The sequence below is a fragment of the Gordonia sp. VNK1 genome (genome assembly GCF_040049135.1).
Classification (GTDB): domain Bacteria; phylum Actinomycetota; class Actinomycetes; order Mycobacteriales; family Mycobacteriaceae; genus Gordonia; species Gordonia oleivorans.
The window spans coordinates 42,447-55,860 of record NZ_JBDZDJ010000024.1 but is presented as its reverse complement, the minus strand read 5'-3'; the positions used below and the strand labels follow the sequence as shown (position 1 = coordinate 55,860).

Here is a 13,414-nt window from a genome sequence, read left to right as displayed (position 1 = left end):
CATGCAACGGGTCGTCGGGCCCGGCCGATTCCCGATGGGATGTCACAACGGTTAACTGCGGAGCAACTCCGTGGCGATGAACGACCGCGATTCTGGATGCACGACGGGCATTGCGGCCCGATGCGTTCATCCCCGGCGCCGATCCAATTGCGCGCCCCTGCCACGAAAGACACACCCATGACATCCATCGACGCCGGCGCGGCATCTGCCGCGACGACCTCCCCGGGGCCAGCCTCGGCTCCGACCACCCGATCCTTGTCCGGTTCCCTCGGTGTGGGGGCGATCGTCTTCATGGTCGTCGCGGCGGCCGCCCCGCTGACCGTCGTCGGCGGCGGCGTGCCGATCGCGTTCCTGCTGGGCAACGGGCCCGGTGTGCCGGCGATGTTCGTCGTCACCGCCGTGGTGCTGCTGCTGTTCGCAGTCGGCCTGTCGACGATGGCCCGCTACATCCCGCGTCCCGGCGCCTTCTTCACCTACGTCGGCTACGGCCTCGGCCGGCCCCTCGGTCTGGGCACCGCCCACCTCGCACTGCTCACCTACACGATGGTGCAGGTCGCGGTGTACGGGCTGATCGGTGTGCTGATCTCCTCGGGCATCGTCGACCTCGGTGGCCCGGACATCCCGTGGTGGGCCTGCGCGCTGGCCGTCGCCGCGTTCACCGGAGTACTCGGCTACCGCCACATCGAGCTCAGCTCCAAGGTGCTGGGACTGCTGCTGATCGCCGAGATCGGCATCGTGCTCATCCTCGACATCGCCATCATGGTTCAGGGTGGCGCACAAGGGTTGTCGCTGGAATCGTTCACCCCGTCGGCGGTCTTTTCCGGCGCTCCCGGCATCGGTTTGATGTTCGCCGTCGCCGGCTTCATCGGCTTCGAGGCGACCGCGATCTTCCGCAACGAGGCCCGCGATCCCGACCGCACCATCCCGCGCGCCACCTACGTCGCCGTACTCCTGATCGGCGTGTTCTACGCCTTCACGTCGTGGGCGCTGGTGATGGCGTGGGGCCCGGACAATGTGGTGGCCGCAGCCGCCGAGGATCCGGCCGGCATGATCATGGCCACCGCGCAGACCTACCTCGGCACCTGGGCGTCGACGACCGTGAACATCCTGCTCATCACCAGCCTGTTCGCCTGCATCCTCAGTTTCCACAACGTGATCTCCCGCTACCAGCATTCGATGGCCAATGCGACGGCGATGCCGTCCCGCCTCGGCACCATCCACCCGACGCACCTGTCACCGCACGTCAGTTCCTTCGTGCAGACGACCACCGCGGTGGCGCTGGTGGCACTGTTCGCCGCCCTCGGACTCGATCCCGAACTGCAGGTCTTCGCCTGGTTCTCCGGTGTCGCGACGCTCGGCATCGTGGTGCTGATGGCACTGACCTGCGTCGCCGTCATCGTCTACTTCCGGCGCAAGAAGATCGCCGCCGGCGTGTGGCGTTCGGTCGTCGCACCCGTCCTCGGTCTCCTCGGCCTGGGGGTCACGCTGATCGCCGTCGTCGCCAACTTCCCGACCCTCATCGGTGGGTCACAGTCGCTGGCCGACTTCTTCTTCGCCCTGGTGGTCGCCGCGGTCCTCATCGGCGTCGTCCAGGCGTTGATCCTGCGCCGTCGCAACGAGACCGCCTATGACTCACTGACCTCCGCCATCGCGGCCTGACCTCGCCACTCACCAGGAATCGGCCTCCCACCACCAATTGAGAGGAACACCATGACCATCGCCCCCGAGACCGTCACCGCCCCGGTACTGGGCAGCCTCACTGCCGACGAGATCACCGCCGCCCGCGACATCCTCAACGGCGCCGGACTCGTCACCACCACGACCCGCTTCGTCTACGTCGGACTCGACGAACCGGACAAGGCCGCCGTGCTGGCGCACCGCTCCGGCAACGGCCCGGCAATTCAGCGCCGTGCCCGGATCATGCTGCTGGACATCGTATCCGGTGCAGCCACCGACAATCTGGTGTCGCTGACCGACGGGAGTCTCGTGGCCAGCACCCCGGTCGATCCCGAGGTGGGCCAACTCCCCATCCTCGACGAGGAATTCGCGATCGTGTCGGAGTTCCTCGCGACCGAACCCCGCTGGGGTGAGGCGCTGCGGGCACGCGGCGTCGACCCGGCCACGACGGTCGCCGTGCCGCTGTCGGCGGGTACGTACGACAACCCGAATGAGAAGGGCCGCCGAATCATTCGTTCCTTCGCTTTCGTCCAGGAGCACGAGAGGGACCTGCCCTGGGCCCATCCCGTCGACGGATTGTGCGCCTACGTCGACATCGTGAACCGCGAGATCATCGACATCGTCGACTACCGGATCTTCGACGTTCCCGCCGAATCGGGGAACTTCGACACCACCGAGATCGCCGGAGAGCCGTTGCAGGGCCTCAAGCCGATCGACATCACCCAGCCCGAGGGGCCGAGTTTCACCGTCACCGGGGAGCACATCGACTGGACCAACTGGTCCCTCGACATCTCCTTCGACGCCCGCGAGGGACTGATCCTGCGCAACCTGCAGTATCAGAATCGCGACGTGGCCTACCGCGCGTCGATCAACGAGATGGTGGTGCCGTACGGCGATCCGTCACCGAACCGCTACTGGCAGAACTACTTCGACACCGGCGAGTACGTCTACGGGCGCTACACGAACTCACTGACCCTGGGCTGTGACTGCCTCGGCGAGATCTACTACTTCGACGCCACCCTCGCCGACGAGCAGGGCTCGCCCCGCACGATCACCAATGCGATCTGCATGCATGAAGAGGATTACGGCACGCTGTGGAAGCACACCGACATCTTCACCGGCATGAGTGAGATGCGGCGTCAGCGCCGCCTGGTGATCAGCTTCTTCACCACCGTCGGCAACTACGACTACGGCTTCTACTGGTACCTCTACCTCGACGGCACCATCGAACTCGAGGCGAAGCTCACCGGCATGGCCTTCACCGCCGCCTACCCGGAGGAGGGGTCGGATTACCAGAGCCACGTCGCGCCCGGTCTGGGTCTGCCCTATCACCAGCACCTGTTCAGCGCACGCCTGGACATGACCGTCGACGGCGTGACCAACGCCGTCGACGAGATCGACGCGGTGAGTGTGCCGATGGGAGAGGGCAATCCGTGGGGTAACGCGTTCACCGCGCAGACCACCCGTATCAGCTCCGAGGCCGACGGAGTGCGGCAGGCCAATGCGGCGGCGGGCCGCACCTGGCACATCGTCAACACCGAGAAGACCGGCCGGATGGGTCACCACCCGGCGTACGCACTTCACGCCCATCAGACCCCGATGCTGCTCGCCGACCCCGCGTCATCGATCGCCAAGCGGGCCGCATTCACCACCAATCAGGTGTGGGTGAGCGCCTACGATGCGTCGGAACGTTATGCGGCAGGCGATTTCGTCAACCAGAGCTCGGGCACGGACGGCCTACCCGCCTATCTCTCGGCCGATCGCCCCCTCGACGGCGAGGACATCGTGGTGTGGCACACCTTCGGGATCACCCACTTCCCGCGTACCGAGGACTGGCCGATCATGCCGGTCGACTACGCCGGATTCACGTTGAAGCCCTACAACTTCACCGACAAGTGCCCGGTGATGAACGTGCCGCCCAGCACGGCCAAGCACTGCTGCGGGTAGTCGGTCGGCGGTGACCGAAGCGAGGGATGGCGGAAGTGGGGGACGAACACTCCTCCCCCACTTTCCGATTCCCCGGCCGGAAACTCTCGGCCGAAGACGAAGAAACCCGCGGAAGCACATTCTTCCGCGGGTTTTCGTCGACGGCGCGGGTCTACTACAGCCCCATGTCGCGGCCGATGAGGTCCTTCATGATCTCGGTGGTGCCACCGAAGATGGTCTGGATACGGGAATCGGTGTAGGCCCGGGCGACCTTGTACTCGTTCATGTACCCGTAGCCGCCGTGCAGCTGCACGCAGCGGTCGATGACCTTCTTGGCGGTTTCGGTGCACCACCACTTGGCTTTGGCGGCGTCGACCGCGGTCAGGTCGTCGTCGAGCACCGCGCGCAGGCAGCGGTCGATGTACTGCTCGGCGATGTCGAGTTCGGTCGACATCTCGGCAAGGTAGAAGCGGTTGGCCTGGAACGAGCCGATCGGCTTGCCGAATGCCTTGCGGTCCTTGGTGTACTGCAGGGTCTCCTCGAAGACCCCTCGGGCACCGGCGGTGGCACCGACGGCGATCGACAACCGCTCCGAGGGCAGGTTCTGCATCAGGTGATAGAAGCCGCGGCCCTCGACACCGAGCAGATTCTCCTTGGGCACACGGACATCGGTGAACTGCAGTTCGGCGGTGTCCTGGGCCTTGAGGCCCATCTTGTCGAGCTTGCGTCCGCGCTCGAAGCCCTCCATGTCGCGTTCGACGACGAGCAGCGAGAAGGCCTTGTGACCGGCGGCCGGATCCGGATTGGTGCGGCACACCACGACAACGAGGTCGGAGTTGATGCCGGCCGAGATGAAGGTCTTCGATCCGTTGAGGACGTAGTGATCGCCTTCGTCGCGTGCCGAGGTCTTGATACCGGCCAGGTCGCTTCCGGCACCGGGTTCGGTCATGGCGACGGCGAGAATCGTTTCGCCGGTGGCCATTCCGGGCATCCACCGGGCCTTCTGCTCGTCGTTGGCCAGGTCCAGAAAGTACGGGACGAGCACGTCATTCTGCAGGCTCAGACCGGGCGCGGCACCACCGAACCGGGAGAATTCTTCCACCACAACGGCATTGAAACGGAAGTCGTCGGTGACTCCACCGCCACCGAACTCCTCGGGGATGTTGAAGCCGAGCAGTCCGGCGTCGCCGGCCTTACGGTAGGCCTCGCGGTCGACCTGCCCCGCGGCCTCCCACTTCTCGACGTTCGGCGCGCATTCGCGGGCCAGGAACTCGCGCGCGCTCTCACGCAACTGCTCATGTTCGGTTTCGAAGATGGTGCGTTTCATGGGTCAGATCCGTTCGATGATGGTGGCGTTGGCCATTCCGGCGCCTTCACACATGGTCTGTAGACCATAACGGCCGCCGGTGGCCTCGAGATGATTGACGAGCGTGGAGAGCAGTCGGGTTCCCGACGATCCCAGCGCGTGGCCGAGTGCGATCGCCCCGCCGCGCGGATTGAGCTTGGCCGGGTCGGCACCGAACTCGTGTGCCCACGCCAGCGGTACGGGTGCGAATGCCTCGTTGACCTCGTAGGCATCGATGTCGTCGATCGACAGGCCGGCCCGGGCAAGCACCTTGTGCGTCGCCGGGATCGGCGCGGTCAACATGAAGACCGGATCGTCGCCGGCCACCGAGAAGGAATGGAACCGGGCCCGCGGCGTCAGACCCAGCGTCGAGGCCATGGCGTCGCTCATGATCAACGCGCCGGACGCGCCGTCGGTGAGCGGCGAGGAGTTGCCGGGCGTGATGTGCCAACCGATCTCGGGAAATCGCTGCGCATACTGCTCGCTGTAGAAGGACGGCTTGAGTCCGGCCAACCCCTCGGTGGTGGTGGTGGCACGCACCGTTTCGTCCACGGTGTGGGTCACGCGGTTGCCGTCGGCGTCGACGACGTCGATCGGCAAAATCTCCCGACCGAAGAAGCCGTCGGCGGCGGCCTGCGCCGCGCGCTGATGTGACTGCGCCGCAAAGGCATCGAGAGCCTCACGTTCGAGCTTCCACTTCGCTGTGATCAGTTCGGCCGAAATACCCTGACCGACAAGACCATCGGGGTATCGGGCGGCGATGCTCGGACCGTAGGGGCTCTGTCCTGCGGTGGAGAATCCCATCGGCACCCGGCTCATCGATTCGACGCCCGCGGCGATCACCATGTCGTAGGCGCCGGCGATGACGCCCTGCGCGGCGAAGTGCGCGGCCTGCTGACTCGAGCCGCACTGACGGTCGACGGTGGTCGCAGGCACCGACTCCGGGAAGCCCGCGGACAGCAATGCGGTGCGCGAGATGTTCAGCGCCTGCTCACCGGCCTGGCCGACGCATCCGCCGATGACGTCGTCGACGCGGGCGGGGTCGAGGTCGTTGCGCTCGACGAGCGCGCGCAGCACGTGCGCGAGCAACTCGACCGGCTTGGTCTCCGACAGGGCGCCACCAGGCTTGCCCTTCCCGGACGCGAGGCGGACGACGTCGACGATGACGGCTTCGGGCATGAGGCGATCCTCCCAGGAGTGACGACTTTGGTGGCCCGATTCCCACACGGAACCACCGACTGATCGTTCGCTAAGTACTAACACATAGGTGTGATCCAGATCAATCACGGCCGCACAACCAGCCGAAACGGGTGATCCGGGTGGCCCCGACGATGAACTAGGATCGGCTTACATGGCCCGCGAGCGCAGATCCACACCGTCGCGGTACGCGCGTGTGCGCTTCCTCGAGGCCGGCCTGACCGTTCTCGCCGAGGACGGGTACGGCGCCCTCAAGCTGGCCGCGGTCTGCGCCCGCGCCGATGCCACCACCGGCAGCTTTTACCACGCCTTCGACAACTGGGCCGAGTTCACCTCGGCCCTCATCACCTTCTGGCGGCAGGAGAAGAGCCAGCGCCCGATCGCCGAGGCCCGCAAGGTGGCCGATCCGCGCGCGCGACTCGCGGTCCTGATGGACATCGGCCTGACACTGCCCCACGACTCCGAGTCGGCCATTCGCGTGTGGGCGGCCCAAGACCCCGAGGTGCGGGCGCTTCAGGAGGAGGTCGACCTCGAGCGCCGCGATTTCATCGCCGAGACCTACCGCGATGTGCTCGGCGACGATGCGAAGGCCGAGGTCTACGCCACCATCTCGATGTACCTGCTGGTCGGCTACGAGAGCGGCACGCTGCGCTCCTACGACGCCCTCGACCAGGGATTTCATCTCTTTGTCGAGAGTGCCATCGGACCACTCGACGACGCGCCGGCCCCGGAGTCGACGATGCCGTCCGCCACGTCCGAGTAGTCGATCACCCCACGACACATCTTTGGTGTGACCCCTTGCACATTAGTGTAAGTCTACTTATAGTCGACGACACCGGCCCGACGTGAGGAGCGCGTGTGTACACCATCGATCGCAATGGAGGACTCGATCCCGACACCGAGTTCGAACTCGTCTACCGCAACCTGACCACCTTCGAGTTCCCGTGGGACATGAATCAGGCGTTGAGCTTCGCTCTGTTCCGCACCTATGCCGTTCCGAGCATCGGCCGACTTCTCGACGACACCGGCGAATTCACCGGCCGAGTCCAGAAACGTTACGACGACACCGGCCTCCTCCTGGAAGTTCCTCTACTCGAAGGATTCTCGAGTCCCAACGGTCGCGCCGCGATCCGTCGGATCAACCAGATGCACCACAACTACGACATCAGCAACGACGACATGCTCTACGTCCTGGCCACCTTCGTCGTCGTCCCCAAACGGTGGATCGACGACTTCGGTTGGCGGCGCATGACTCACGAGGAGGTTCTCGCCTCCGTGCGCTACTACCGCACACTCGGCAAGCACATGGCGATCACCGAAATCCCGGACACCTACGAGCAGTTCGCCCGGCTGATGGACGAATACGAAGCGAAGCATTTCGCCTACGACGCGGGCGCCCGGCGGGTCGCCGACTCGACGATGCGCCTGATGCAGACCTTCTATCCGAAACCACTGGCCCCCGCGATCGACATCTTCAGCCGATCGGTGATGGACGAACCGCTGCTCGCCGCATTCCACTATCGCCGGCCGGGTCGGATCGCACGCGCGGCGTCGGTGGCGGGATTGCGGGCCCGGGCACGTGTGGTGGCCGCCCTGCCGTCGCGCCGCAAGCCCCGACTGGTGCGTGACATGCCACGAATCCGCAGCTACCCCAACGGCTTCGACATCGAGAAGCTCGGCACGTTCGCCCCCGGCTGCCCGGTGCACCACACGGCCGAGAAGCCGGTCGCGTCGGCGGGGTAGGCCCCTCGCCCGATCGGCCGACCCCCGCCCACCGGCCGAACCGACCCCACCCGACGGTCGAGCCGCTGCGAGCCCCAAGGGCGAGCAGCGAGTCGAGCCCCCGTGCGATGCGCTGGAAAGCGTTGCGAGCGTTCCAGCCTCACCTGGCGGAGGCCTCGATACGGCTCGTCGCTAGCGCTCCTCACCTACTCGACCAGCGGGAAAACGCGGCCCCCAGCGGGAGGTAGGGCCCCTCTCAACTACTCGACCAGCGCCGAAGCCTCCGAAAGGTCAAGCAAGATCGGAGTATTCGACGGCCGCCAAGGCGATGTGCACATAGTCGCGGGCCGTCTCGGCCGGGGTCCGGGGACCGTCGGGGCGGTACCAGCCGGCGATTCCCTGACACATCGACAGGATCGCGCGACGCGCCGAGTCGGGCACCCTGGTGGCGAAAACACCGGCGCGGCAACCATCTTCGATCGCCTCACGCAGCTGCTGATCTATGGTGTCGCGATGTTCGCGATACCACCGACTGTTGTCTTCGGTGAGTGAACGGTGCTCCGAGTCGAGGAAGGCCAGATCGCGATAGTTGGCCATGTACAACGCGATCGCCTCCACCATCGCCGACAGCCGCCGGACCGGGTCGGTCCCGGCCTCGACGAGTGCGGCGTCCACGTGGGCGCTCACGGTGGCCATGGCGTGATCGAACAACGCGACGAGGATGGCCTGCTTGTTGTCGTAGTGGTAGTACAGCGCGGGGACGGTCACCCCCACCGCCGCGGCGATCGTCCGGACGCTGGTCGCGTCGTAGCCGTGCTCGACGATCTCGGTGAGCGCGACGTCGAGGATCTTCGGGAGGTTCAGCGGCGGGTAGTGCCGCCAGTCATCGAAGGCGGGCGCCACGGCCGCCACGGCGTCGCTCATCGCACCTCCCCGCGTCATCGACTGCTGGGGAGTTGCACTCGCAACTCCCACCTGCGCGGAATGCATTGTACGCAGGTGGGAGTTGAGCGTGCGGGAGGCGAGGGTCAGCGTGCGGGCGCTCCGACAGGCACGTTCGCGACGCCGATCTCGGCGACCTCGTCAACACCGCCGATCTCGCCGACCTCGTCAACGCCGGCGTCCACGGAGATCTCGTCGATCTGCTCCTCGAGGGCGCTGGTCATCTTCAGGGCGACCTCCTTGATGAACAGCACCGCGACCAGGCTGATCGCCGCCATCACGGCCGACACCAGGAAGATCCGGGCGGTGCCGTCGCCGTAGGCGCCGCGCACGATCTCGGCGATCGGGCCGGGCAGTTCGTTCAGGTTGGACAGTCCGGCTGTCCCGCCGCCGGTTCCCGCGCTGATGCCGAGTGCGCCCAGCCCCTTCGCGATCAGATCGGTGACGTGGTTGGACAGCACCGCACCGAGGACCGACACACCCGCGGCACCTCCGAGTGAGCGGAAGAAGGTGATGGTCGAGGTGGCCGCACCCAGTTCGGTGGGCTTGACGTTGTTCTGCACGGCCAGCACCAGGTTCTGCATGCTCATCCCCATGCCGACGCCGAGCACGAACAGGTAGGCACCGACGAGCACCATGTCGGTGTGCGCTCCGATGGTCGACAGCAGACCGAATCCGACGGTCATCAGCGCGGCACCGGCGACGATGAAGCCCTTCCACCGACCGAAGCGGGTGATCAATGTGCCCGACACGGTTGCCGACAGCATCGATCCGACGATCATCGGCAGCATCAGCAGGCCGGCGATGGTCGGCGAGTAGCCGCGGGCGATCTGGAAGTACTGGCCGAGGAAGACCGCGCTGCCGAACAGCGCGACGCCGACGGCGATGCTGGCGACGGTCGCCAGCGCGATGGTGCGGTCGCGGAACAGGCGCAGCGGGATGATCGGGTCCTTGGCCTTCGACTCGACGAACACGGCCACCGCGAGCAGGATCGCACCGAGCGCGACCAGACCGAACGACATGCCGGAAACCCAGTCGAAGTTCTTGCCGGCCAGGGTGACCCAGATCAGCAGCGTGCTGACGCCGGCGGCGATCAGCGCGGCTCCGGTGTAGTCGATGGTGACGTCGCGCCGGATCACCGGCAGGTTCAGCGTCCGCTGGATCACCAGCAGGGCGATCACCGCGAGCGGGACGCACACGTAGAAGGTCCAGCGCCAGCCGAGCCAGCTGGTGTCGACGATGACTCCGCCGATCAGTGGGCCGGCGACGGTGGCCAGCGACATCACCGCGGCGATCGGACCCTGGTAGCGGCCACGTTCACGCGGGCTGAACATCGACGCGATCACGATCACGACCAGCGCCTGCAGACCACCCAGGCCCAGACCCTGGACCACACGGAAACCGATGAGCATGCCCACCGATTGCGACAGTCCGGCCAGGACCGAGCCGATGACGAAGACCGTCAACGCCGCCTGGACCAGCAGTTTCTTGCTGATCAGGTCGGACAGCTTGCCCCACAGCGGGGTGGTGGCCGTCGACGCCAGCAAGGTGGCGGTGACGACCCAGGTGTACTGATCCTGCGTGCCGTGCAGATCGGTGATGATCGTCGGCAGCGCGTTGGACACGATGGTCGATGACAGGAATGCGACGAACATTCCCAGCAGCAGCCCGACGAGCGCTTCGAGGCGCTGACGGTGCGTCATCGGCGACGACGCCTCGGCGACGTGTGAGTCGCTCTGCGACACAGTCGAACTCATGCGAAAACCTCCCTGGAATTCGGTCAGTACTCCGCCTCGCGGGCGGAGGAAGAAGGTGAATGCGCCGGCGGTGAGGCCGGCGCAGAAGGTGTGGCCGGTGGCGCACTCCCATTAGTTGAGTAGTGCAACTGTATACCCAATAGATGTAACATGCAACTATCTGAGGCTATTCCCGCCTCGGGGACTGGGTGCCACGCGAGCCGACGGACGCTGCGGAGGCGTCAGTCGCTGCTGGACTCGAGGCGTCGAAGCAACTCGGTGAGGGTGCGGATGTCGTTGGGATCCCACTTGGCCAACCGCGCCCGCCAGTCCGCCACCGCCGAGGCGACCACCGCATCACATCGTTGCCGGCCGACCGCGGTCAGCGAGACGACCCGGGCCCGGGCGTCATCCGGATCGGGACGGCGCTCCACCAGGCCCAGCCGCACCACCGCGTCGACCTGCCGGGTGACCGTCGACTTGTCGAGGTCCAGCGTCGCGACCAACTGCGACATCGGCACCGAATCGTGCCGCGCCAGGATCGTGAACAGTGGATATAGCGATGAATCGAGCGCCGGATCGATCGCATGAGCACGCAGCCGGGCCCGGCTGCGACCCTGTCGCCACATGTCCGCCAGTGCATCCTCCAACTGCGTGATCGGATCGGGGACGGTCTCCGCGGACTCGTGTCGTCCCAACCGGTCGATCCCGTCGCTGTTCACGGAGACACACTCTAGACAACGTCATCCGTCGAGGAGACGCGTTACTTGTTGGCTACACTTCACTATTGCCAAGATCATTCGACGACGCTGCTCGGGGGTCGGCAGTGCGATGTGCGCAGGGGAGGGCCGCACATGTGCATCCGTAGAAGTCGGGTATTGCGACAACCAGACGGTCGAGTGCCATCAACTGCACCGGGCACCAGCAACCATGAGCAATCATTTCTGCACGCCCAGCACGCCCTACAGAGCGCCGGAGGTCGCGAGGCCGTCGTCCGGTACGGAGTGGCCACACTCACCGTGATGTTCGGCGTCCTGGGCGCGGTGAGCATTCTGACACCGGACGGCTCGGCCGGTTCGCCGGTGCGGATGGCCGTGATGGCCATCATCGCCACGACGACGGTTCCCTTTGCCGTGATCGTGAGCCAGATGAGCCTCGCCACCGCGTGGTGGAGCAAGCCCGGACGCCTCAGCGGTATGAACAACGGGTTCGCCATTTACGCCGATGGCGGCTTGGCGATGGGGATCGCAACGTTCCAGAACCCGGTCCTCGCTCTTGCCGCCTCATCGTTGTTCGGCGTCATCGGAGGATATGTCGCCAACTTCGTCCGGCTCCGAGTCGTCATTTTCCACATGGTGTTCAGCACCACTGTCATCGTCATCTCGGCTGTCGTCGCCCTTGTGCAGGGCGTGGACACCGCCACAGTGGCCTACTTGGTGTTGGTGGCAATGATGTCGGCCAACGGGTTGGTGCTGTTGTTGCGGAGGAATGATCAAGACCTGTGGATCAGGGAGGGCGTGCCTTCCCGTAAATATGATCCTGGTAGTCACTTGATCAAGTCAGCGTTGCAGCGCTGGCGGAAAGGCACGCCTCGTGCTCACGGTAGTCAACTCCAACGAAGGTTCCAACCCGGCTGGCGAGGACCGCTCCATCCTCGATCAGATCGTCCGAGACGGTGCTCGGCAGATGCTCGCCGCGGCATTGCGCGCCGAGGTCGCCGCCTACATCGACCAGTTCACCGATCAGGTCGATGAGAACGGGCACCGTCTGGTGGTGCGTAACGGCTCCCCACAACGAGCGCGAGGTGATGACCGCTGCGGGTGCGGTTGCGGTGAAGGCACCGCGGGTCAACGACAAGCGCGTCGACCCAGACACCGGTGAGCGGCAGAGGTTCTCGTCGAAGATTCTGCCGGCGTGGGCACGCAAAAGCCCGGAGATCTCCGCGGTCCTGCCGCTGCTGTACCTGCATGGACTGTCCACCGGCGATTTCGGGCCGGCACTCGAGCAGTTCCTCGGTTCCGGCGCTGGGTTGTCGGCGGCCACCATCAGCCGACTCACTGCCCAGTGGCAGAAAGAAGCCGCAGCCTTCGCCGACCGCGACATCACCGCCGACTATGTGTACGTGTGGGTCGACGGCATCCACCTCAAGGTGCGCCTGGAGCAGGAGAAGCTGTGTCTGTTGGTCATGATCGGCGTCCGCGCCGACGGCCGCAAGGAGTTGATCGCGCTCGCTGACGGCTACCGGGAATCGACCGAGTCGTGGGCCGATCTGCTGCGCAGCTGTAAACGCCGTGGCATGCCGTCCCCGACCCTGGCGGTCGGGGACGGCGCGCTCGGGTTCTGGGCCGGGGTCCGCGAGGTGTTCCCCGAGAGCCGGGAACAACGCTGCTGGTTTCATAAGCAAGCCAATGTGCTTGCGGCACTGCCGAAATCGGCACACCCCAACGCTATCAAAGCGATGCAGGAAGTCTACAACGCCGAAGACGAACAGCATGCCCGTCAAGCCATCGCTGCATTCGAGAAGACCTACGGTGCCAAGTATCCGAAAGCCGTGGCCAAGATCGTCGACGACACCGACGTGCTCCTGGAGTTCTATCGGTATCCCGCTGAGCATTGGATTCATCTGCGGACCACCAATCCGATCGAGTCGACGTTCGCGACCGTGCGGCTACGGACCAAAGTCACCAAAGGCCCCGGATCCCGCGCGGCCGGCATCGCGATGGCCTACAAACTGATCGAGGCCGCGCAGTCGAAATGGCGGGCGGTCAACGCACCACATCTGGTGAAACTGGTCCGTGATGGCGCCACCTTCGAGAAAGGCAAACTCGTCGAACCCGACGCCACCTCAGGCACCCAGGAGGCCGCCTGA

Annotated in this window: 10 protein-coding genes and 1 pseudogene; 6 read left to right on the top strand and 5 right to left on the bottom strand. The window is 65.5% G+C overall.

The genetic code is table 11. The annotated features are described in order from the left end of the window. Window positions 1–177: 177 nt before the first annotated feature. Together ABLE94_RS22320 and ABLE94_RS22315 are read left to right on the top strand one after the other, a co-directional pair. Entirely contained in the window at window positions 178–1,659 is a 1,482-nt protein-coding gene (locus tag ABLE94_RS22320) for an APC family permease (RefSeq protein ID WP_348809912.1), read from the top strand. A 51-nt stretch (window positions 1,660–1,710) separates the two neighbouring features. After that, window positions 1,711–3,624 carry a primary-amine oxidase gene (locus ABLE94_RS22315; RefSeq protein ID WP_348809911.1) on the top strand — a complete coding sequence of 638 codons (1,914 nt, stop codon included), beginning with the start codon at window positions 1,711–1,713 and terminating at the stop codon, window positions 3,622–3,624. Between the two features lie 154 nt (window positions 3,625–3,778). On the opposite strand, the gene ABLE94_RS22310 is transcribed toward ABLE94_RS22315, so the two are convergent. Next, window positions 3,779–4,930 (bottom strand): acyl-CoA dehydrogenase family protein, encoded by a 1,152-nt coding sequence (locus tag ABLE94_RS22310; protein ID WP_348809910.1) that lies wholly within the window; start codon window positions 4,928–4,930, stop codon window positions 3,779–3,781. Between the two features lie 3 nt (window positions 4,931–4,933). Continuing rightward, window positions 4,934–6,127 (bottom strand): thiolase family protein, encoded by a 1,194-nt coding sequence (locus ABLE94_RS22305; RefSeq protein WP_348809909.1) that lies wholly within the window; start codon window positions 6,125–6,127, stop codon window positions 4,934–4,936. Window positions 6,128–6,299: 172 nt separating this feature from the next. Between ABLE94_RS22305 and ABLE94_RS22300 the strand changes: the two genes are divergently transcribed. Continuing rightward, window positions 6,300–6,908 (top strand): TetR/AcrR family transcriptional regulator, encoded by a 609-nt coding sequence (locus tag ABLE94_RS22300; RefSeq protein WP_348809908.1) that lies wholly within the window; start codon window positions 6,300–6,302, stop codon window positions 6,906–6,908. A 95-nt stretch (window positions 6,909–7,003) separates the two neighbouring features. Further along, window positions 7,004–7,888 carry an oxygenase MpaB family protein gene (locus ABLE94_RS22295; RefSeq protein WP_348809907.1) on the top strand — a complete coding sequence of 295 codons (885 nt, stop codon included), beginning with the start codon at window positions 7,004–7,006 and terminating at the stop codon, window positions 7,886–7,888. A 270-nt stretch (window positions 7,889–8,158) separates the two neighbouring features. Here the strand turns inward: ABLE94_RS22295 and ABLE94_RS22290 are convergent, their stop codons facing one another. The 3 genes from ABLE94_RS22290 to ABLE94_RS22280 form a co-directional block, all read right to left on the bottom strand. Beyond that, entirely contained in the window at window positions 8,159–8,791 is a 633-nt protein-coding gene (locus ABLE94_RS22290) for a TetR/AcrR family transcriptional regulator (protein ID WP_348809906.1), read from the bottom strand. A gap of 104 nt (window positions 8,792–8,895) precedes the next feature. Then, window positions 8,896–10,512, bottom strand: coding sequence for an MFS transporter (locus ABLE94_RS22285; protein ID WP_348809950.1), 1,617 nt, complete (start codon window positions 10,510–10,512; stop codon window positions 8,896–8,898). Between the two features lie 275 nt (window positions 10,513–10,787). Beyond that, window positions 10,788–11,174 (bottom strand): MarR family winged helix-turn-helix transcriptional regulator, encoded by a 387-nt coding sequence (locus ABLE94_RS22280; RefSeq protein ID WP_348809949.1) that lies wholly within the window; start codon window positions 11,172–11,174, stop codon window positions 10,788–10,790. A 393-nt stretch (window positions 11,175–11,567) separates the two neighbouring features. On the opposite strand from ABLE94_RS22280, the gene ABLE94_RS22275 reads away from it, so the two are divergent. Further along, entirely contained in the window at window positions 11,568–12,299 is a 732-nt protein-coding gene (locus ABLE94_RS22275; protein WP_348809905.1) for a hypothetical protein, read from the top strand. After that, window positions 12,196–13,414: pseudogene (locus ABLE94_RS22270) on the top strand (IS256 family transposase). The gene ABLE94_RS22275 and the pseudogene ABLE94_RS22270 overlap by 104 nt, the downstream one beginning before the upstream one ends.

Excerpts from the sequence above, each read along its gene's own strand:
- ABLE94_RS22320 (WP_348809912.1), top strand. The coding sequence starts at position 178 with ATGACATCCATCGACGCCGGCGCGGCATCTGCCGCGACGACCTCCCCG.
- ABLE94_RS22315 (WP_348809911.1), top strand. The coding sequence starts at position 1,711 with ATGACCATCGCCCCCGAGACCGTCACCGCCCCGGTACTGGGCAGCCTC.
- ABLE94_RS22310 (WP_348809910.1), bottom strand. The coding sequence starts at position 4,930 with ATGAAACGCACCATCTTCGAAACCGAACATGAGCAGTTGCGTGAGAGC.
- ABLE94_RS22305 (WP_348809909.1), bottom strand. The coding sequence starts at position 6,127 with ATGCCCGAAGCCGTCATCGTCGACGTCGTCCGCCTCGCGTCCGGGAAG.
- ABLE94_RS22300 (WP_348809908.1), top strand. The coding sequence starts at position 6,300 with ATGGCCCGCGAGCGCAGATCCACACCGTCGCGGTACGCGCGTGTGCGC.
- ABLE94_RS22290 (WP_348809906.1), bottom strand. The coding sequence starts at position 8,791 with ATGAGCGACGCCGTGGCGGCCGTGGCGCCCGCCTTCGATGACTGGCGG.
- ABLE94_RS22285 (WP_348809950.1), bottom strand. The coding sequence starts at position 10,512 with ATGACGCACCGTCAGCGCCTCGAAGCGCTCGTCGGGCTGCTGCTGGGA.
- ABLE94_RS22280 (WP_348809949.1), bottom strand. The coding sequence starts at position 11,174 with ATGTGGCGACAGGGTCGCAGCCGGGCCCGGCTGCGTGCTCATGCGATC.
- ABLE94_RS22275 (WP_348809905.1), top strand. The coding sequence starts at position 11,568 with ATGTTCGGCGTCCTGGGCGCGGTGAGCATTCTGACACCGGACGGCTCG.